At 38.8% G+C, this 19,343-nt stretch carries 28 protein-coding genes and 1 pseudogene; 19 read left to right on the forward strand and 10 right to left on the reverse strand.

The features are described 5' to 3' along the window. The 3 genes from KA717_06765 to KA717_06775 are packed head-to-tail and all read left to right on the forward strand — an operon-like array spanning position 1 to position 4,614. Positions 1–2,481 carry a dynamin family protein gene (locus tag KA717_06765; protein ID UXE62463.1) on the forward strand — a complete coding sequence of 827 codons (2,481 nt, stop codon included), beginning with the start codon at positions 1–3 and terminating at the stop codon, positions 2,479–2,481. Continuing rightward, positions 2,468–3,334 carry a hypothetical protein gene (locus KA717_06770; GenBank protein UXE62464.1) on the forward strand — a complete coding sequence of 289 codons (867 nt, stop codon included), beginning with the start codon at positions 2,468–2,470 and terminating at the stop codon, positions 3,332–3,334. The genes KA717_06765 and KA717_06770 overlap by 14 nt, the downstream gene beginning before the upstream one ends. A 14-nt stretch (positions 3,335–3,348) precedes the next feature. Then, positions 3,349–4,614, forward strand: coding sequence for a hypothetical protein (locus tag KA717_06775; protein ID UXE62465.1), 1,266 nt, complete (start codon positions 3,349–3,351; stop codon positions 4,612–4,614). A 35-nt stretch (positions 4,615–4,649) separates the two neighbouring features. Here KA717_06775 and KA717_06780 read toward each other — a convergent pair whose 3' ends face one another. After that, on the reverse strand, positions 4,650–5,003 hold the full coding sequence (locus KA717_06780) for a hypothetical protein (GenBank protein UXE62466.1): 354 nt from the start codon (positions 5,001–5,003) through the stop codon (positions 4,650–4,652). Between the two features lie 412 nt (positions 5,004–5,415). Here KA717_06780 and KA717_06785 point away from each other — a divergent pair, with 412 nt between their 5' ends. From KA717_06785 to KA717_06815, 7 genes are all read left to right on the forward strand, one after another. Further along, positions 5,416–5,649: a hypothetical protein gene (locus tag KA717_06785; GenBank protein UXE62467.1), complete on the forward strand. Its 234-nt coding sequence runs from the start codon at positions 5,416–5,418 to the stop codon at positions 5,647–5,649. 196 nt (positions 5,650–5,845) lie between these two features. Next, positions 5,846–6,058 carry a hypothetical protein gene (locus KA717_06790; protein UXE62468.1) on the forward strand — a complete coding sequence of 71 codons (213 nt, stop codon included), beginning with the start codon at positions 5,846–5,848 and terminating at the stop codon, positions 6,056–6,058. 113 nt (positions 6,059–6,171) lie between these two features. Next, positions 6,172–6,372 (forward strand): hypothetical protein, encoded by a 201-nt coding sequence (locus tag KA717_06795; protein ID UXE62469.1) that lies wholly within the window; start codon positions 6,172–6,174, stop codon positions 6,370–6,372. After that, a complete protein-coding gene (locus KA717_06800) occupies positions 6,363–6,755 on the forward strand; it encodes a type II toxin-antitoxin system VapC family toxin (GenBank protein UXE62470.1) in 393 nt (130 codons plus the stop codon). The genes KA717_06795 and KA717_06800 overlap by 10 nt, the downstream gene beginning before the upstream one ends. A gap of 74 nt (positions 6,756–6,829) precedes the next feature. After that, positions 6,830–7,027 carry a DUF433 domain-containing protein gene (locus tag KA717_06805; GenBank protein ID UXE62471.1) on the forward strand — a complete coding sequence of 66 codons (198 nt, stop codon included), beginning with the start codon at positions 6,830–6,832 and terminating at the stop codon, positions 7,025–7,027. 107 nt (positions 7,028–7,134) lie between these two features. Further along, positions 7,135–7,353 carry a hypothetical protein gene (locus KA717_06810; GenBank protein ID UXE62472.1) on the forward strand — a complete coding sequence of 73 codons (219 nt, stop codon included), beginning with the start codon at positions 7,135–7,137 and terminating at the stop codon, positions 7,351–7,353. Continuing rightward, positions 7,343–7,567, forward strand: a complete 225-nt coding sequence (locus KA717_06815; GenBank protein UXE62473.1) for a putative toxin-antitoxin system toxin component, PIN family — start codon at positions 7,343–7,345, stop codon at positions 7,565–7,567. Before KA717_06810 ends, KA717_06815 begins: the two co-directional genes overlap by 11 nt. 3 nt (positions 7,568–7,570) lie before the next feature. Here the strand turns inward: KA717_06815 and KA717_06820 are convergent, their stop codons facing one another. Both KA717_06820 and KA717_06825 read right to left on the reverse strand, forming a co-directional pair. Beyond that, complete coding sequence (locus tag KA717_06820) at positions 7,571–8,713, reverse strand: transposase (GenBank protein UXE62474.1); 1,143 nt, start codon at positions 8,711–8,713, stop codon at positions 7,571–7,573. A 129-nt stretch (positions 8,714–8,842) separates the two neighbouring features. Then, positions 8,843–8,998, reverse strand: coding sequence for a hypothetical protein (locus KA717_06825; protein ID UXE62475.1), 156 nt, complete (start codon positions 8,996–8,998; stop codon positions 8,843–8,845). Positions 8,999–9,073: 75 nt separating this feature from the next. Between KA717_06825 and KA717_06830 the strand changes: the two genes are divergently transcribed. From KA717_06830 to KA717_06870, 9 genes and pseudogenes are all read left to right on the forward strand, one after another. Further along, entirely contained in the window at positions 9,074–9,379 is a 306-nt protein-coding gene (locus KA717_06830; protein ID UXE62476.1) for a putative toxin-antitoxin system toxin component, PIN family, read from the forward strand. An 88-nt stretch (positions 9,380–9,467) separates the two neighbouring features. Then, positions 9,468–9,794: a DUF433 domain-containing protein gene (locus tag KA717_06835; GenBank protein UXE62477.1), complete on the forward strand. Its 327-nt coding sequence runs from the start codon at positions 9,468–9,470 to the stop codon at positions 9,792–9,794. Next, positions 9,791–10,150, forward strand: coding sequence for a DUF5615 family PIN-like protein (locus KA717_06840; GenBank protein ID UXE62478.1), 360 nt, complete (start codon positions 9,791–9,793; stop codon positions 10,148–10,150). The genes KA717_06835 and KA717_06840 overlap by 4 nt, the downstream gene beginning before the upstream one ends. Before the next feature lie 100 nt (positions 10,151–10,250). Then, positions 10,251–10,484, forward strand: coding sequence for a DUF433 domain-containing protein (locus KA717_06845; GenBank protein ID UXE62479.1), 234 nt, complete (start codon positions 10,251–10,253; stop codon positions 10,482–10,484). Beyond that, positions 10,481–10,828: a DUF5615 family PIN-like protein gene (locus KA717_06850; GenBank protein ID UXE62480.1), complete on the forward strand. Its 348-nt coding sequence runs from the start codon at positions 10,481–10,483 to the stop codon at positions 10,826–10,828. Before KA717_06845 ends, KA717_06850 begins: the two co-directional genes overlap by 4 nt. A 120-nt stretch (positions 10,829–10,948) precedes the next feature. Continuing rightward, entirely contained in the window at positions 10,949–11,242 is a 294-nt protein-coding gene (locus KA717_06855; GenBank protein ID UXE62481.1) for a putative addiction module antidote protein, read from the forward strand. Positions 11,243–11,449: 207 nt separating this feature from the next. Further along, positions 11,450–11,635 carry a hypothetical protein gene (locus tag KA717_06860; GenBank protein ID UXE62482.1) on the forward strand — a complete coding sequence of 62 codons (186 nt, stop codon included), beginning with the start codon at positions 11,450–11,452 and terminating at the stop codon, positions 11,633–11,635. Between the two features lie 12 nt (positions 11,636–11,647). Further along, a complete protein-coding gene (locus KA717_06865) occupies positions 11,648–11,788 on the forward strand; it encodes a hypothetical protein (protein ID UXE62483.1) in 141 nt (46 codons plus the stop codon). A 122-nt stretch (positions 11,789–11,910) separates the two neighbouring features. Next, positions 11,911–13,247 (forward strand): annotated as a pseudogene (locus KA717_06870) (IS5 family transposase). A gap of 309 nt (positions 13,248–13,556) precedes the next feature. Here KA717_06870 and KA717_06875 read toward each other — a convergent pair. The 7 genes from KA717_06875 to KA717_06905 all read right to left on the reverse strand — a co-directional run bounded on the left by KA717_06875 (position 13,557) and on the right by KA717_06905 (position 19,227). Further along, entirely contained in the window at positions 13,557–13,784 is a 228-nt protein-coding gene (locus tag KA717_06875) for a hypothetical protein (protein ID UXE62484.1), read from the reverse strand. A gap of 164 nt (positions 13,785–13,948) precedes the next feature. Next, positions 13,949–15,358: a sugar transferase gene (locus KA717_06880; protein UXE62485.1), complete on the reverse strand. Its 1,410-nt coding sequence runs from the start codon at positions 15,356–15,358 to the stop codon at positions 13,949–13,951. 56 nt (positions 15,359–15,414) lie between these two features. Continuing rightward, the gene (locus KA717_06885; GenBank protein UXE62486.1) at positions 15,415–16,182 is read right to left on the reverse strand and encodes a WecB/TagA/CpsF family glycosyltransferase; all 768 of its coding nucleotides are present in this window, start codon (positions 16,180–16,182) and stop codon (positions 15,415–15,417) included. Positions 16,183–16,322: 140 nt separating this feature from the next. Next, positions 16,323–17,129 carry a pyrroline-5-carboxylate reductase gene (gene proC / locus KA717_06890; protein ID UXE62487.1) on the reverse strand — a complete coding sequence of 269 codons (807 nt, stop codon included), beginning with the start codon at positions 17,127–17,129 and terminating at the stop codon, positions 16,323–16,325. A 115-nt stretch (positions 17,130–17,244) separates the two neighbouring features. Then, complete coding sequence (locus KA717_06895; protein UXE62488.1) at positions 17,245–17,817, reverse strand: cell division protein SepF; 573 nt, start codon at positions 17,815–17,817, stop codon at positions 17,245–17,247. Between the two features lie 379 nt (positions 17,818–18,196). Beyond that, positions 18,197–18,871, reverse strand: coding sequence for a YggS family pyridoxal phosphate-dependent enzyme (locus tag KA717_06900; GenBank protein UXE62489.1), 675 nt, complete (start codon positions 18,869–18,871; stop codon positions 18,197–18,199). Positions 18,872–18,960: 89 nt separating this feature from the next. After that, on the reverse strand, positions 18,961–19,227 hold the full coding sequence (locus tag KA717_06905) for a PipX family protein (protein UXE62490.1): 267 nt from the start codon (positions 19,225–19,227) through the stop codon (positions 18,961–18,963). Positions 19,228–19,343: the final 116 nt, after the last annotated feature.

Below are 19,343 nucleotides of genomic sequence, written 5' to 3' on the forward strand. Positions count from 1 at the left end.
ATGGATATTGAACAAAAACTTAGTAATGCTCGAACATTGCTCAATGAATTGGGGAATGCCTTAACGGATTTGGTCAATGTGGCTCCTGATGTATTTGAAGATCAATCGTTAAACGACAAGTTACAGGATTTTCGGCGGGTTTATGACGAGGCGACGGAACGGTTAGCCAATCCAAGTCTCCGTATTGCGATGATTGGGACAACTTCATCGGGTAAGTCCACGATTGTTAATGCTTTGATTGGGCGGCGTATTGCTCCCATTGAGGCGGGAGAGATGAGCGGTGGCGTTTTACGGATTAGACATTCTCAGGATTGTTGTCTGAAAATAGAGGCAACAGACGATGCTGTTTGGGAGACGGGGGAATGGACAGATTTAAGTGATGAGGAAATTTATAATCGCATTCGGGCGGTTATGTACCATTACCATGAGGCACGACGAAAAAAAGACTATCTTGCACCTCAGATTGAGGTAAGCCTGCCAATCTTGCCTGCTTGCGATAAAAGTTTATCGGGTTTACCTGAAGGTTTAAATATTGAGTTTGTAGATTTGCCTGGTTTGAAGTCAGTACAAGATCACAAAAACTTAGAAATTATTCAATCTTTAGTTGGTAAAGCATTTAGTTTAGTTGCGCTTGACTATTTGCAAGTAGATGAAGAGCATAGACAAGTATTACTACAGGAGTTAAATAATGTAGTTAAATATTGGCAAGGTCGCCTTGATTCAACTATTTTTATTTTAAATCGGGTTGACTCTCGTGGCTCTGATGATTTACCTCTTGATATGCGTGTAGAAACCTTACAGCAAGAAATTCAAACGCTTCTATCATTAGCTGAATTACCAGATATTATTCCTTTTAATGCTCGTCTTCTTTACAATGCTCAGTGTTCATGGGGGCATAATTCTTTGGAGAATTCATCAGGGATATTATTGGAATCAAGACGAGAATTTCTCAAGGCACTGGTTAAAGATTCTGCTAGTAAAATTGAGGAACAAGTAACAGGAAAGCGTGATTTAAGAAGATGGTTTGATGAAATCAAGTATGATCTTGATGATAATCTTCACGTTGAAGATGAAAAAGTCAGGATGATTGTCAATTATGCTCTTCAGTGGAGTGGGGGTCAAACTTTATGGGATTGTATTAAAAAGAGAATTGAAGAGTCTTTTGCCGAGTTGGTAATTTTACCTATTTTAGTAAATGTTTTTAACTCTTATGATAGCTTGTCTGATTCAGTTAATTTATTAATTCAAACTAGAAAAATTACTAATCTTGAAGAGATTAAGGAAAAACAAGAGCAGTTAATTAAATTTCGCAATGAATTTCCTGATTTAGCCGAAAAAGTTAATAAAAACTTTGAGCAAGAATTAAAAGACTATATTAAAGATTTGAAGAGTAAAAATCCAACAGAAATTAATCAAGCAATCCAAAAGGCAATCGAAAAAAAACGTAAAGGATTTCAAGAAATTTTCGGCGCAGTTAATGATATTGAAGCGGATTTAAACACTAATATTATTATCCAAGTTAGAGATGCTTTTAAAAATAAAAAAGGTGCTTATGAGTTAGAAGATAAATTACAGGAAGTTATTACTCCTTCTCTTGCTAAAGATGTTGCTAGAGAATATGACCATGTTAGTCGTAGGATCAGTGACTTTACATCAGAAAAAGATGGTTATTTAGTTAAAAAAATTAAGATAGATGACAGTAAAAAAATCAAAGAATTAGAACATGATGAGAAATATGTCAGATTACTTTTTCATACCATAAAAGATGCTTTAACAGCAAGAGCAGAATTCAAATTACAAGCTAAACAAAAAGATTTCATTACTGCTTTAGATTCCTTAATTCAAGATCAAATTACACGCTTAAAATTTTTCATTCCTGAAGAAATTTTAGAATCATTAGATATTGAACAAGCTGTAATGAGTGATGTTAGGAAAAAATTAAATGAAAATTTAACTACGTTGCCAGAAAAGTTTTTTAATTTTTCTGAGGATATTAAGGGAAATACATTAACTCAAAGGGAAAAAACTGGCACAAAAGCTCAAAAAAGAAGTCGGGAAGTCGGTAGCTGTTTAAATAAGCGTACAGAAACTTATACCGAGTATGTTGATCAGCACGATAATATCCAATATAAACAATTACTAATCCCCGACATTGAAACAATGGCTAAACAATGGTCAAGTGGGATTAAAAATAGTGAATATGGCAAAGGTGGTTTATGGGATATTTTATTTGATTGGATCACTAATAAGTTAAATTATGCCAGTAATTTATTTAATGAATCTGTAAATAACATTCTTAATTTAACAGAAAAATGTTTAGATGAACAATTTAAAAAATTAGAGGAACAACAACTAGAATTAGAAAAATTAGCTAAATTTGAATCTTGTCACAGTAAAGCTAATAATATTCGTCAAGAATTAGCTAAAATATTTAATTCAAATTCTATAAATGAAGGAGTTATTGATAATGAACTCTTTTAATGAAATATTAAACGAAATATATGATAAAGTTCAAGAAAAACATTTATATACTAAAGATTTTAATCTTCTTTTAGAATATGCGATAATTTTATGGACAAAAAAAATTGATTTTCAAAAAAATATAAATCCAGAGATATTTAATGATATTAAAATATTCGACTTTGGCTATGAGCTTTATAAAGAATGGAATGCAAAAACAACAAAAGTATTAGAAAAATATACTAAAGGATTTAGTGTTGATGCACCATTCCCCGATGATAAAAGTCCACTTTATCACATAATACAAAAACTTATTAACAAATTACCATTAAGGAGTCAAGAAATGAAAAGCATCAAATTTATTGTTTTTCTTGGTCTTGTTATTACAGCAGTTGGTTATGTAGTTTTTCAACTCAATCAACAAAAAACGGCAACAAGCAATCAGGGATCATTATCAGATGATGATAATCCTTCATATTTTCTTCCTGAACCTAAAACATTAATCTTAGTAGTCAATGCTCTCAAAAAAGATTGCTTAGATAAACTTGAAAGTCAAGGTAATCAAATCCAATCTGAAGATTGCGAAAAACTTTATCGTGCTACTAGCTTTTTATGGATGGGAGATGAACTACATCCAAAATTAAATCGAAATTTAAACAATAGTGGTGCTTTTGTCGTTCAAGAAGGGGCTGAGTCTGAATATGATGTTTATTTGCTTAAAATTGAGTTATCAAAAGCTAATGAAGGCTTTGAACAGAATGCAGATCAAGTGTCGAGAATTGACGCTTTTCGAGAATTAGAAGGTTTATCTGTTCAGATTTCACGTCGGTTAAAAGTTTCTGTCTATGAAAACACAAACATTTACACTCGATAAAAGGAGAAAACCAAATGTTAATTGATGCAAAATTGTTAGTCAATAGCCCCGAAATTATTCAAGGTTTAATCTCTGGGGATATGGTTCGCTATGGTAGCGTTATTCGTTGGGCTAAAGGGGTTGGCCCCCACCCTGGCAGTGTTGTTAAAAATTTAATTGAAACGCCAGGCATTGCAAATCAGTTAATCGGATTACCCCTTTCTCCTATTGGAGGAAGTATTGATGTGATAGGCCACACCATGACTTATCACAAATTGCTAGGGATTGATAAAAAGCTAATCGGTATGAATCAAACCCTTTCCCAGGTAATGAATCTTAGCCAAATTGCCGCAGGCGCAAGCTTTTTAAATTTAGGCGTTAGTATTGTAGGTTTTGCTTATATGGCTTATAAACTTAATCAGATGCAAAAATCTATTACTGTTCTTCAACAAACGGTGGAAAAAGGATTTGATGATGTCAATCGTCGTCTTGATAAAATGTCACAACAACTAGGTTACATTTGCTTAGTTGTACAAGATAGTCGAGCAAAACAGGAAAAATTAGCCCAAGCAATTGCTCACCTTTACCAAAGCAGTTTAATCAGAGAAATATCAGAATTACAAGCCGAACTTCAAAATTTAAACCGTTTTCCTGATGAATCCCCCATAGTAGCTATAAAAACAGCAAGTCGTATTCGTCTATTTTTAAGCCATGAAGCACTAAAAATCACCCCAGAACTAGAAGCAGAATTAATGCTAAACAGTGATATTGCCATTCAAGGTTGGGCAGTTTCTACCATTACCGAAGCTAATTTATTAATGGAAATGGGTCGTTATCAAGACGCGAAATACATTTTAGGGGAAGAAGTCGTTAAATTTAAACAACTCTCCGAAAATTGGTCAAAAGCATTGCTAGATGACGGCCATGATAGTCTTAATACTTCCTATCGTTTCGTTGGCAAACCATTTAATGAGTTTATTTTGCCAGAAAGAGTAGAACGAATTTGTCAAATTTACCCTAAAGATTTTAATCTAAGCTCGGAACAAGTTCGACGCATCAAGAATGAAATTGATGTTGAATTTGATATGTCCTACGCTCCCGAACGCTACAACCAAGCCTGGGTTAACAAACAACTGGCGATCGCCGAATATTTAGACACCCTTAGCGAACTTTTAGCTCGACTAGATACCCTTCAAGATTTTGCCAGTCTTTGTGAAAATCGAGGTGTAAAGAGTAGCAAAGAAATCCTTCCTTCGCAAGATGTTAAGCCAGGACTCTATTTACTCGATGGAGTCACCTGATTTTCACTACAAAAGCTGTGACTTGCTGAATGGGATCAAACCAGATTCATATTCAGTAACACCTCTTTGCCTTTCTGCTTTAGTTTTATATTAGTAATTGGATAGCGAAAGAAATCCCATTTGCAATTATCGCAATTATCTTGAACCTCAAATGTGATATAGCCAGGATTCTTTAGTGACCACCATAAAAATCGTCGAAATTTATGAATTGCATCCAACTTATCTTCTTCCAGTAAACCTTGTCCTAGTTCTATTATATATTGTTTAAATAGTTCATCATCGGTAATGTAATCATTCTCAAGTTGAAGTTTTTTCAAAGTCATCAAGACCGCAACTAGATTTTCCTTATTAATATTGAGAAACTCCATTTTCATATGCTTTTTTTCCATTTTATGTTAGTTTTCATGATTAACGAAAGTGGCTTTACTTTCTTCTGATATTTATTTTTAGCCTATTTTTTTGCTACCCGCACTGAATTCAGTTTTTTTATTTTACCACCCATCTAAAATTAGCACACAACTTTAAAAAAATGCAAACGTACAAGATGTGGATAGCCGTACTTAGTTCTTTGCAACAACTATCCTAAATTCTTAAATATTTTCAGCGATCGCCTATTTCACCCCCAACACGCTCAAAAACTCAGTCACCACATCGGTAGTTTTTTCTTCACACTCTTTAGCGGTGAATCTAACTGTTGGTATTCCCTCACGCAACATTAGGCGATTATCCTACGTTATTCTGGCTTAATGTGTATAATTTATATGGCAGAATAATATGTGCTCTAGCTTCGACTAGGATGATATGAAAAACATAACTCTTGATCCCGCAAAACCCATTGGCGACCTCACCATTGTCAAAGATTTTTTGCCATCTCCAGAACAATTAGTCCCCAAAAAAACAACAGTGCGAGTAACAATGGAATTTACCCAAGAAAGTATTGAATTTTTTAAGCGTGAAGCCAAAAATCACAATGCCTCTTATCAAGCCATGATTCGTAACTTGGTAGATACCTACGCCAAACAACAACAGCAATAAATCTGGAAAGAATTGACTCTCAAAGTGCGATCGCCTATTTAAACCCTAGTAATCCCAAAAACTTCAGTCACCACATCGTTGGTTTTTTCATGACGTTCTTGAGCAATGAATCTAACTGTTGTTATTCCCTCTCTTAACATCAGGCGATCGCCGAGTATATTGAAAAAGAAAACCCTCAACCTAGAGAACAATCATTATGACCCTACAAGACATCCAATCCCAAATCTTAAAATTACCAACCCAAGACAAATGGCAACTCGTTCAAACCCTTCTAAATGCCATCCAAAAAGATACCACCGCCCCAAAAACAACCCCAGAGAAAACCTATCCCCTGCGCGGTTTACCCATCACCATTAGCGAAGACTTTGATGATCCCATGCCAGAACTGTGGGAGGTATTAACAGAATGATTCTCCTGGATACCCACACTTGACTATCGAACTCCTTCACTGTCTCCCCCTGTTTTACTAAGGCGATCGCCCGATATTAAACAACCCTTTTGATTAACCTACTTATTAAACCTATGCTAATTAAAAAAATTATCCAAGAATTACAAGCAATCCCTGAAGAAAAACTCACAGAAATTTATGATCTAATCCACTATTTTCGTATAGGCGTAAATCAAGAAACTAGTCTGCCTCGCACTCCAGGACTTCTGAAAGGAAAACTAAGTGACACCTTTTTTGATCCCTTACCTGAAGAGGAACTTCAACAATGGGAATAAAATACTTGCTTGATACTCATGTTTTATTGTGGTGGTTTTTTGATGATTCAAAACTAGATTTTTCCTGTCGAGAAATTATTAAAAATCCCAATCATCAAATTCTGATCAGCAGTGCATCTGCTTGGGAAATTGCCACAAAATATCGCATCGGAAAATTACCTGAAGCTAAACAAATTGTCGAAGAATATTCGCAAATATTAACTCAAGCACGATTTGTTGAACTAAAGATTACTTCAGCCCATGCTATCAGAGCGGGAAGCCTAGCCATTGACCACCGAGATCCCTTTGACCGAATGATTATGGCTCAAGCAGAACTTGAAAAAATTCCCGTCATCACTTACGACAAGGAATTTCAAACAGGACTCATTGATGTTATTCCCTAATTTCTACAAAATAGCCTCTCTTTTTTTAATAAGCCGCCCGCCCGATATTAAACAACCCTAAACCCAGACCCATTATGCAAATTGAAGACTATTTTATTTTTCTCACCCCTGATGACATTCGCCTAAAAGGTCATCGCATCGGTATTGACAACATCCTATTTTACTTTCTCGAAGGTTATAGTCCTGAAGAAATTTTATCTATCTATCCTGACCTAAACCTAGAAAAAATTTATGCAACTATTACCTATATTCCTTCTCTTAACATAACGTGATCGCTTTTTTAAAATTATCAACTACTCACTAAGCGGCGATCGCATATTCAAAATAATTGAAAACATGATAACATAGACTATAAATTGCCTTCCCAGAGGACAAAAAAATGAACCCATCCACCTTAATAGACTTCCCTCAACTTAAAACCATTATTGCCCAATGTAACCTAGAAGAAAAACTTGAATTATTGCAAATTCTGGAAAAAGAGACCTTTTCTGTAAGATTTAACAAATTTTTAGAATCCGTTAAAACCGACGAATTAACCCTAGAAGATATAACCCAGGAAGTTGAAGCCGTAAGACAGGCAAACTATCATGGAAAGTAATGCTCTTCGCGTTGTGATTGACACGAATATCTGGATCAGTTTTTTAATTGGAAAAGCGATCACGGGCTTGAATCAAGCAATTATCAATGATCGAGTAATTATTTTATTTAGTGATGATTTATTTTGTGAACTTATGGAAGTTTTAAACCGTCCTAAATTCAAAAAATACTTCTCAGCTGGACAGTGGGAAGTTTATGGATGCCAGATAAGGTAATGACTATGCGACGAAAGTAAGCATATCAGGGCTTGGGGAAGAGGCAAGTTTAGCGGTAAGGAATTTAGGCAAAAGCAGACTGGGTGGACTTTGAGGAAAAATCATTTGGGCTTGATGTTGAAGGGCTAGTTGAGCAATCCGTTCACTAGGGTAGCCATGGGATGGTAATGTCCGAAACCATCGAGGAAAATTAGCCCAAATCCCCTGGGGTAACTCTAAGGCGAGAATTTGAAGTAGCCCTAAAGCAATGGCATTAAGGTTAACAAAACGCTCAAAGGCTTCTACCTTGTTTAAAATCTGAGTCTGAACAGCTTGTGGATAGTCACTGAGGATAAGATTGCTGGGCCAGGTAGGTAAAGTAGGAAGACTCTTAAGCCAAAAACGATAGGCAAAGCTGCCCAAAAGATGGACTAATTGACGAAAAGTGACTTCAATCTTAAATCGGAGACCGTAAGCGGCAATAATCTCAGGTCCAGTCAAACAGAGATCAGTAGAAAGCAGAATCAGTCGTCGTCCGTTAGGCAATTGGGTCAGAACAAACTTGACGAGCTGATGGGGACTATCCCAGTGGAACTCAAAGCACTGATAAGAAACCGTGACTTGTTGACCATAGAGCCAGACTTTAGCTGTCGGAAAGTCCGCCGCCAGAGCGAACAGCTTTTCTAGTTTTATCGAACTCCCCCAAATCCGTGGTCGTCCTCTCCCCGTCAGCGTCGGCACGGAACAAAAGGGGGCATAGGCGACGGTGGAGCAACGCACTCTTGTGATTAGATGCAAGGCGTTCTGGCGAAAACTTTTGAGCACTGGTTCGCAAGCAAAATAAGCATCCAAAATTACATAACTCCCTGCCTCTGCGTAAGTAACACAAAGGTCAGCCATTTTTGTCACCAGGCTCGTCTTCACCTTTTTTTTGCCTTTTCCCTCCCCCTTCTCGGTTGCTTTGGACTTGATGCCATCGTCTAGCCGCAACACTAAGGGCAAGGCAAAGCAGGCTTTCCCTACTCCCACCAAAATACTCAAGGCATTGAAGTAATGACCCCTTATCCACTCTGGCTTGGACACATCTTCCGATTCTTGGTGTAGTCGTTTTACACCTGGCATCTTGCGTCCTTCTTTCCCCACTTTGATGCCATCACCCACATACACCCGTTTCCCTTTAATTCTGTATAGACTTTCATGCTGACTTAGCCACTTTGACCATTGTAAAGTTAGTCCTTCGACCCTAAACGCCTTGGAATCAAACCAATGTAGAGCCTGATTGTAGTAGCTCTCTGTTCAGCCAATGGCATTGACATAGCTAGTTATTGCGCTGGGTTGGCTGTTGAGCACTACTCCCCAGACTAACAGGATAAACCATTGGAACGTTGCTTCTCGGCTAAAGGCTGGACGGAGATTATTGAGGATTTGCTCTAGTCGCTGACATAGTTGCATAATTGATAGATAGCACTGGCTATCGATTTTCTTATATCAGCCAGTTTCGGACATAACGGCACTCTTTTGTATCGGATGTCCGATTTTCTTTTCTCCACTTACACGCCTCGAGAACTTCCCACTGTCCAGTTCTCAGAATCGGCTATTCAAAACCTAATTGCACTACTAAACGAAAAAGTTGAGTTAATTGAAACAAGTTTTCACTTTGATGATTGTCGAGATAAAAAAGATAATTTTATTTTAGATTTAGCGGTTTCGGGTAATGCAAATTATTTAGTAACAGGCGATAATGATCTATTAATATTGAATCCATTTGAGAAAGTGGAAATTATCTCCTATCAACATTTTCAAGATATTGTTTTAACTATAATTAACCCTTAATTAATTTTAAAATTATCAACTATTCATTGTCAACTATCAATTAATCGGCGATCGCCCAATATTAAACAACTCCAAATCTAGACTTCCCATGCAACTTGAAGACTATTTTATTTTTCTCTCTCCTGATGACATTCGTATAAAAGGTCATCGCATTGGCATTGACAACATCCTATTTTACTTTCTGGAAGGTTATAGTCCTGAAGAAATTTTATCTATCTATCCTGACCTAAACCTAGAAAAAATTTATGCAACTATTACCTATTACTTCCAGAATCAAAAAGAGATAGATGCCTATTTAAACCGAATTAAAAACTGGAAAGAAAACCGCTATCAAGAATCTCTTAAACATCCGTCATCTCAAAGGGAAAAAATGAGAGCGATTAAACAGCAAAGACAGGATTTATTAAAGGCATGAAAATCAAATTTCTCCTTGACGAAAATCTATCACCCCGTCTAAAAATTGCTGTTTTGAGGCTCAATTCTGATATAGACATTCTCCGTGTAGGGGATGAAAATACACCTAAGTTAGGAACCCTTGACCCCGATGTTTTAATTTATCTAGGAACTTCTCAACGACTATTAATCACTGATAATCGTACCAGTATGCCTGAACATTTAAAAGAATATGGGCAAACCAATCAAAAAATGTGGGGACTTTTGTGGGTACATCCTATAACGACAATGGGAAAATTAGCAGAGGAATTAACCCTCATTTGGGAAACAAGCGAAGCTGAAGAATGGATCAATGTTATAGATTGGATTCCTTTCTAATTCATCATTAATCATCAAAAAAATCGCTCAAACTGAAATATCCTACGAAGGCGATCGCCCTATTTAAACAATCCCTTTTTTGATTAAATACCCTAAACAAATGAACAAAACCAATTCACTTTTAACCCGAATCACCCAAACCCCTGGACAATGTGGTGGCCGTCCTTGTATCCGAGGAATGCGAATTCGTGTCTCCGATATATTAGAAATGCTGGCAGAAAATGTCAGTATAAATGAAATATTAGAAGACTTTCCAGACTTAGAATTTGCTGATATACAAGCCTGCTTAATTTTTGCAGCCAAACGAACAGAATTTCCCCGATTAATCGCATGAAAATCTGGATTGATGCTCAATTGCCACCAACTTTAGCCAATTGGTTAAACACAAACTTTAAAGTAGAAGCTATTTCCTTAAAGGAATTGGGTTTACGAGATGCTAAGGATACCGAAATTTTTGAAGCGGCTCGTCAGTTTAACGCAGTCATTATGACAAAAGATAGTGATTTTATTGATCTTGCTTGCCGCTTAGGAACACCTCCTCAGATTTTATGGTTAACCTGTGGAAATGTTACCAATCGTAATCTACAAAAATTGCTAAGTTTAACATTAGCACAAGCCCTTATGGAATTAAAACAGGGAGAAAATATTGTTGAAATTAATCAAATTAATCTAGCCTAAATCACCAAAAATAATTAATGAGATTATCTCCTACTGAGGCGATCGCCCTGCGTTATTCTAGCTTAAAGTTCTGACATTATTAACTCTAAAGCGATCGCTAATCAATTTGAGGATTAAATTATGGCAACAACGATAACTCTCTGGAATTCAGCAGAACATTTAAAAACAGAAGAAGATATTCAGCTATACCTAGAAGCTTGCCTTGATGAAGCTGATGGTGACTCTGATGCCTTAATTCATGCCTTGAATGTTATTGCCCGTGCTAAAAACTTAGGTCAAATTGAAAAAGATTCGGGTCTAACAAATGATGAACTGTATCAGGTATTTATCCCTGATAGTAGCCCCACTTTCGCAATGGTAGCAAAATTTGTTAATGCCCTGGGCTTTAAGCTGACTGTAGAGCCGATTATTTAATTTCTGGTTAGGTTTTATCTGGATAAATAATGGATAATTATCAACTATAAATTAATCGGCGATCACGTTTTCAATGGATAATTAAGGCTTGCTGAAAAAAGCTGAAACCCTTACGGAGAAAAATAGTAGGCGAATTAAGAACCGCTAGAATGCACGAAAATAGGGTAGAATGCCTCAAAACCATTGCATTAAGAAGAGAGAAAGCAGATGTACCGAAAGCAACAGTACTCAATTGAAACACCAGAAAACTTGAAAAATCTGTTCGGCGGGCAGTTAGACGAAGAAAATCGTTGGATAGAAATGTCAAAAATGATTCCCTGGGAAGAATATGAGGAAGAAGGTCGTGTTCTAAACCTGTGGAAAAGAGTAATAATAAATAAATGTAAATCTTAAAATTGGTGTGCCATGCTATTCAAAGCAATTGTTTGCCCAAGTTGTCAAAGTACGGATATTGTGAAACACGGCCCCTCTGGGGAGGGGAAAAAGCGTTACAGATGTCGTAATACAGAATGTAAGCGTTGCACATTTATCTTAAACTATACTTAGGGCTTGCTGAAAAAAGCTGAAACCTTTACGGAGAAAAATAGTAGGCGAATTAAGAACCGCTAGAATGCACGAAAATAGGGTAGAATGCCTCAAAACTATTGCATTAAGAAGAGAGAAAGCAGATGTACCGAAAGCAACAGTACTCAATTGAAACACCAGAAAACTTGAAAAATCTGTTCGGCGGGCAGTTAGACGAAGAAAATCGTTGGATAGAAATGTCAAAAATGATTCTTTGGGAAGAATATGAGGAAGAATATGCAAAAAACTTCACAGAAAAAAAAGGAGCCCCAGCCAAATCATTTAGAATGGCATTAGGAGCATTAATTATCAAAGAAATTTCAGGAAAAAGTGACAGAGAAACAGTAGAACAAATAAAAGAGAACCCTTATTTACAGTACTTTATAGGAATGGAAAGCTATAGTAGCAAAGAAGCATTTAATGCGTCAATGATGGTTCATTTTCGTAAAAAAATAGGAATGGAATTAATAAATAAAATTAATAAAGAAATAGAAAAAAAGCGACGGGTGTAGCGTCAGAAAAAAAAGAAAATGAAGGAAAGTTATTGTTAGATGCGACTTGTACACCAGCAGATATAAAATATCCAACGGATATAGGAATATTGAATGATGCAAGAGAAAAAACAGAAAAAATAATAGATAAGCTGTATGAAGAAATAAAAGAGAAAAGGAAAGAAAAGCCGAGGACTTATAGGGAAGTGGCAAGAAAAGAGTACTTAGCCATAGCAAAAAAACGTCGTGTGTCAAAAAAAGAAAGAAGAAAAGGAACAAAAAAACAACTAGGATATATAAAAAGAAACTTGTCTGATATAGAAAAAATGATAGAAGAGGGAGCAAAGTTAGAAAAACTAACGAAAAAAGAGCAAGAAGAGCTTGTAACGATAGGAAAAGTGTATGAGCAACAGTTAGAAATGTATGAAAAAAAGACAAATAAAGTAGAAAACAGAATTGTGAGTGTAAGCCAACCTCACGTGCGTCCAATAGTGCGTGGAAAAGCGGGAAAAGCAGTAGAGTTTGGAGCTAAAATATCGGCAAGTAATGTGAATGGCTTTGTCTTCTTAGACAAATTAAGTTGGGATAATTACAACGAATCGGGAGATTTACAAGCGCGAATAGAAGAATATAAAAGGGAAACAGGATGTTATCCGGAATCGGTTCATGTGGATAAAATCTATCGAACAAAAGCGAATCGAGCTTATTGTAAAGAAAGGGATATAAGAATGAGTGGTCCCCGATTGGGAAGACCGCCGAAAGAGGTGAGCAAAGAAAAAAAGAAAGAGGCACGCTCAGATGAAAGAGTGCGTAATGCCATTGAGGGTAAATTCGGACAGGGAAAGAGGAAATTTAGTCTTGGTCGAGTGATGGCCAAACTACCTGAGACCTCGGAAACGGTAATTGCGATGAACTTTTTGGTAATGAATCTTTCTACTCTACTTCAGAAGACAAAAAGTAAAAAGTTGTAGAGTCGTTTTTCTTGTGAAAAATGGTGTTAATTTTCCTCTCTTTTGTGAGGAGTGATTTGTGTTGACCTTTTTAGACAGAAAGGAACAATAGATTAAACAAAATCTGTATTTTGATTTGTTTCTATAAGGATAAGTTATCTATGCTTTTTCAGTCCATACTTCCCTAACCCACATTTCTTTCGTTTTTTGACTTTTTCAGCAAGCCTTAAGTATTAATACTTATTGCATAAGTGAGATGCTCCCGAACTTGACTGAATTGGGAGTTGATTTTTGGCTAATAAATTAAGATCAAGAATCCCTGACTCTTTCATACTCATCTTCTAATAGCCAAAGTCGAGCCTCTTCATAATCCGAACTAGCAAAAACGATTTTATTATTTTCTTTTGGATCATAAATTATAAAATTCCCCTCGGTATCTCCTGATAAAATCAGAATGTAAGGAGGAACGGTGGTTGAATCAGTCCACGTTTCAGTTTTTACAATAGTGTTGGTTCTATTGGGAGAGAGTGACAACATAAGAGATTTTAACCTTATCTATATTTTTTAATCAAGAAAAATCTACCTCTTTACTATAGCTAATTTTTTTCAGATTGTATAGGTTTTTAAAATCGGCGATCGCCGTTAAGTATGAGTGAATAGAAAGCGATCAGGGGTAAAAGCAATCAAAAAGAAAGCCACTATTAATAAGCCCCTTTGCCAAATAAAATTAAACGAGCCGTTTCCACTAAAATATCCAGATCAAGATTCAGAGACCAATTATCAATATAGTAAAGATCTAAACGGGCCACATCATTAAAATCACCAATATCCGATCGCCCCGAAATTTGCCAAAGTCCCGTAATCCCAGGCATTACCTGATGACGAATATGGTGCCAAGCATCAAAATGTTCTACATCCCGAATCGGTAATGGTCGGGGGCCAACCAAACTCATCTCCCCAAATAAGACATTAAACAACTGAGGAATTTCATCTAAACTTGTATGCCGTAAAAAATGGCCAATAGGAATAATACGAGGATCGCGTTTCAGTTTAAACATTACCCCATCTGAACTTTCATTATTCCTCTCTAATTCAGCTTGTTGTTGGGGCGCATCAATAATCATGGTGCGAAACTTCCACATCATAAAAACTTTGCCCTGTAATCCCACTCGTTCCTGTCGAAAAAAGGCTGGCCCTGGAGATGAACAACGAATCGCGATCGCCACGCCTAAAAACAAAGGAGAAAGAAGAATTACCCCCACTAAAGCTGCTATAAAATCACAGCCTCGCTTAATCCGATAATCCAAGCCCACTAATAAGGGCATTTCTACCCGCAAAGTAGGCAGACCTGCAAAAATTTCAGGCATTCCTCGACGATAGAGAATATCTCGACTAGAAGGCAATAATCGTAACGCAATTCCCGATCGCCGTAAGTGCCAATAGAGACTAGACGCTAAATTGGTTTTCAGTAAATCTTCGGCTAAAACTTCAACCGCTCCAGACTCAACAATGGTTTTCCAGGTATGTTCATTATGGGCCAGGGTCGCAAAGGCCACCCCTACAACAAGATAATTAGAACGGTCTTTTAAAATACAGGTTAACGCCTTTAAACGAGCCGCTGGAGCAATAATAAACACAGGAGTAGGAGCCTGATGACGTTGTAATTGTCCAACCATTAAAGTGGTTAATAAACGAAAACCGATCACAAATAGTAAACTGCCTCCCCAAGCAGCAAAAAACAGCGATCGGGGCGGATCAACGGTGGGATCATAGAAATAATTCAGCACCAGGGAAGTCAAATAAACTAGACTAATCAGTTGCAATAAACGAATATAGTTATGACTACGGGCGGTCGGACTATAAACTCCTCCATAGGCGAAAAAGAGAATCGTCATGGCCGCAAAACACCAAAATAAACTCGGCAATCCTAACCATACCCACCAAATTAACTGGGGCGGTGGAGCAGCATAGAAATGATTAAGATCACGAGCAAATTGCCAAGCCAGAGCCAGGGCAACTAAATCTCCTAACAACAAAATTCCCACCCTTAACCATTGCCGATTACTCAAATTGACACGACCAAAGGATTGAGGGGCGCGAATATCTGACAAAAGGGGCGAAAATTGCTTAACCAGTTTTTTCATGGTCATTGAGTGAGGAAAAAAGGTTAGCGTTTAAGCTGACTCGTTAGCCATTGCCAACCAAAGAGCAGGACAAAAGCAGGATTATGGAAAAGATAGCGTCGCCATAAACGTCTCGGTTCTGCCCCAAGTCGATAGAGCCATTCTAAGCCCCGATTCATCATCCAGCGAGGAGCCTGGGATACCATGCCACTATGAAAATTAAAGGCAGCCCCCACACCGATCATAACAACCGCCAATTTACCCTGCTGCCGTGCCATCCATTCTTCTTGCTTGGGACAGCCTAGACCCACCAACACCAGGGAGGCTCCTGAAGACTGGATTTTTTCTCGAATTTCTTCTTCTTCTGCTGAGGTTAAGGCACGAAAGGGAGGAGCATAGTAACCAGCGATCGCCAGGTTAGGATAACGGTTTTGTAAAATGGGAATTAGGGTTTCCAAAAGGGCTTCCGTGCCACCATAAAGAAAAAGCGGTAGTTGGTATTGAGCCGCCCGTTCACACCAGGCCAACATTAAATCAGGGCCATAAACCCTCGTCGCTTGTTTAATCCCCAATAATCGCAGTCCCCAGACCAGGGGCATTCCATCTGGTGTCACCAAAGCAGCCTGATTAATAACCGCTTGATAACGACGATTCCAGTAACCCTTCATCACCACATGAACATTGGCGGCCACGACATAACAGGAACGCTTTTCCCTGATCCATCCCTGTAAGCGATCGCAGGCATCCTGGTAACTCGTAGCATCAATACGGGTTCCTAAAATAGTTTGATGTTCTAAGCTCGACTTTAGCACCCCTTTTCCCAGACTCATTCTTTCGTAAACGAGTTAAACTTCAATTTGTCTTCTGTTTTAACAATAACGGGCCAAGGGAACAGAAAGACTTTTTTCTCCCCATTCTTCCCACTCCCCCCAGTCTCCGAGTCTCCCCAGCCCTACTTACCCTTCCCCAACTCCTGGGAACGACGACAAGCGGCTCTAACGGCTTCAATCATGGCCGATCGCAGACTCATTTTCTCTAAAACGGTCACACCTGCAATGGTGGTTCCGCCTGGACTCGTGACTTGATCCTTTAATTCTGCCGGATGGAGATGGGTTTTCTGTAACAATTGGGCCGTTCCTAATACCGTCTGAATGGCCAATTGATAGGCGATCTCCCTGGGTAAACCGGACGCAACTCCCCCATCAGCTAAACCTTCAATCATCATCGCCACATAGGCTGGCCCCGATCCTGATAGCCCTGTTACCGCATCCATTAGAGATTCTGGCACTTCTACCACCTGACCCACTGCCGCAAAAATTGATTTCGCAATCGTAAGATGATAGGCCTCGACTAATTTGCCAACGGCGATCGCGGTCATACCGGCCCCCACCGTTGCTGGCGTATTAGGCATCGCTCGAATAATCGGATGTTCGGGAAACCCAAAATCTAACCGACTAATGGGAACACCCGCTAACACCGAAATAACCAGGGGTTTCTGTTGATTACCGGCTAAACCTGCCACCACCCGCTCTAATACCTGGGGTTTAATGGCGAGAAGTAAAATTTCAGAGGCATTGGCCGCTTCCTGATTATCGGCTGTCACCTGTACACCATAGGTCTGACGTAAAAATTCACGGCGACTGGTCTGGGGATCACTTACCATAACTCGCTCTGCCGGATAAATTTGTTGATGCAACAAACGGGACAAAATGGCCTCTGCCATCACGCCACCGCCAATAATACCCAGTTGAATAGACACAAACGAAACCAAACTAATTGTGGTGGAAGCTATAAAGAATACGCCCTAAAATCTAGTTTAAAGCGCATCTTCTCCTCTGATCGGAGACTCAAAAAATCTTAACGACAAATTTTTCTTACTGAGCTAAACGACTTGCATCTAAGCCCCAGGCGGAAGTCGGTACAGCCGCACGTGAGGGAGAAGATGAGTTTTCCGGCAGCTCGTAAACGGTTCCTGCCAGAGTGCTAACTTTCACACAACTTGGCGTAAATAGAAAAATACTTTCACCAATACGTTCTTGATGACCATCAATGGCATAGGTTCCCCCTGCTACAAAATCGACGGCTCTCTGGGCCTCTTCGGGATCCATGACATTGAGATTCAGCACAACAGACTTACGTTCCCGCAGGGTTTGAATGACCTGGGGCATTTCTTCAAAGGAATGGGGTTCTACCACCACTACCTCGGCGACGCTATTGCTAATTCCTGGCATTCCAATCACGTTATTTCTCGTTCCTGTTCCCATGGTGGGTTCATTAGTTAACTGTAAGGCTTCTCGATTAGAGCGACGAGTATTGGGAATTTCTTCGGTTAAGGGAGGAGGGGTTATCGGCTTTTGGGCCTGTTGCCAATTCATCTCCTCGTATTCTTCCTCGTATTCATCATGTTCGCTAATGCCAACAAAGTCTTTTAATTTGTTCAAAATCATAGTTATCCATTTCCTGATAGAGGGGGAATTAAATCTCAAAAAAGTACGCAGTCAGCCAGGAAAACAAGGTAGTACACCAAACGTTAGCACAGAAAAGACCAAAATAACACAGCAAAATCGATGAGGTGCTCTGGTGATCTAGGGGTTCGTCTGTTTTTTTCAGCTTGAGCCAACCTAGGGAAGATGAGCCGAAAGGCAGCTATCTGCTTAATATAGCTAAATATAGCAAGAAAGAAATTCTTTCCATTAGTCGAAACTATGGTCGCAGAAGTTCCCAAGAAATTGTAAAATTTTGGCTAATATTCTTTATTTTGCCTACGGAAAATCTTTGTCCCCCTGTAAAGATTGTTTTTTCAGATAGTTATCCCTATAGATCACTCTATGGGATTGAGTCACTAGATTCTCGATCGCCGAATATTATCCGTCCCAAGCGGATCATGGTGGCTCCAGCCGCGATCGCCTCAAGGTAATCATCGGACATCCCCATAGAGAGTTCTGTAAAACACAGCGAGGTTTTCTGGGAGAGGATCTGGCTCAATTCTTGAGTTGCCTGAAAGGTTGTTAATCGTTGTTCTGGGGTTAGACCTAGGGGAAGAATCGCCATTAAACCTTGAATGTTTAAATGCTGGCAGTCAGCTAACGCGGCTAGATCTGCTTCTAGCTCCGGGACTGACCATCCCTGTTTGTTCGCATCCGGCAGCATTTTTATTTGCAGACAGATATGCGGTTTTTGAGGTAAATCTGTGGCTAAACGATCAAGGCGTTCGGCGATCGCTAAATTGTGAACCGAGTGAATCCAGGTAAAAGTCTCTAAGATTTTGCGGGCCTTATTGGCTTGGAGAGTACCAATGAAATGCCAACAAATATCATCCAGATCAGACAACATTGTAAGTTTTGGCAACGCTTCCTGAAGACGACTCTCTGCAAAATCCCGAATGCCTGCCTCGTAGGCCAAGCGTATCTTCTCAACTGAAACAGTTTTGCTGACCGCAATCAGTCGAATCTGGGACGGTAAAGACTGGCGCAACTGGGCGATACGGTTACTCAGGGTCATCATGTGTTGATTCTAAGATTAGCCAATGATTTCAGGATGATCTCGCTACGCGCGGAAAACTCTAGATCTGAAGCCCACGCAGCCTTTCTTTAAAAGGTGTTTTTGTGAAGCGTAAATAACACCTGATAAGCTTGAGTCTCACCATTACGTCGCAGCCAACGTAGGCGATTTTCCACCATGAGTTTGGCATCAGCACGAGTAATGGGTTCAAAAATAGTTTTACTTGCCGTCGTCGCCACTAAAAAAAACAGACGTTGGGCATAAAGCGTCGTAAAAATCTCCTGATTTTCCTCTAAGAGACAAACCCGGTACAATAGTCCAAAGGTGGGATGGTTGAGGTAAGTTTCGTTGCTCATTCAGTTTCCCGCTTGACAGCTCGATCCCAATCAGGGATAAAGCAGACATCTCCAGTAAGCCATATTATCCTGTATAGGGTCACTCTTTTCAGGATTCCAGAAGTTGTCCCTATCCG

The sequence above is a fragment of the Woronichinia naegeliana WA131 genome (assembly GCA_025370055.1).
GTDB lineage: Bacteria > Cyanobacteriota > Cyanobacteriia > Cyanobacteriales > Microcystaceae > Woronichinia > Woronichinia naegeliana.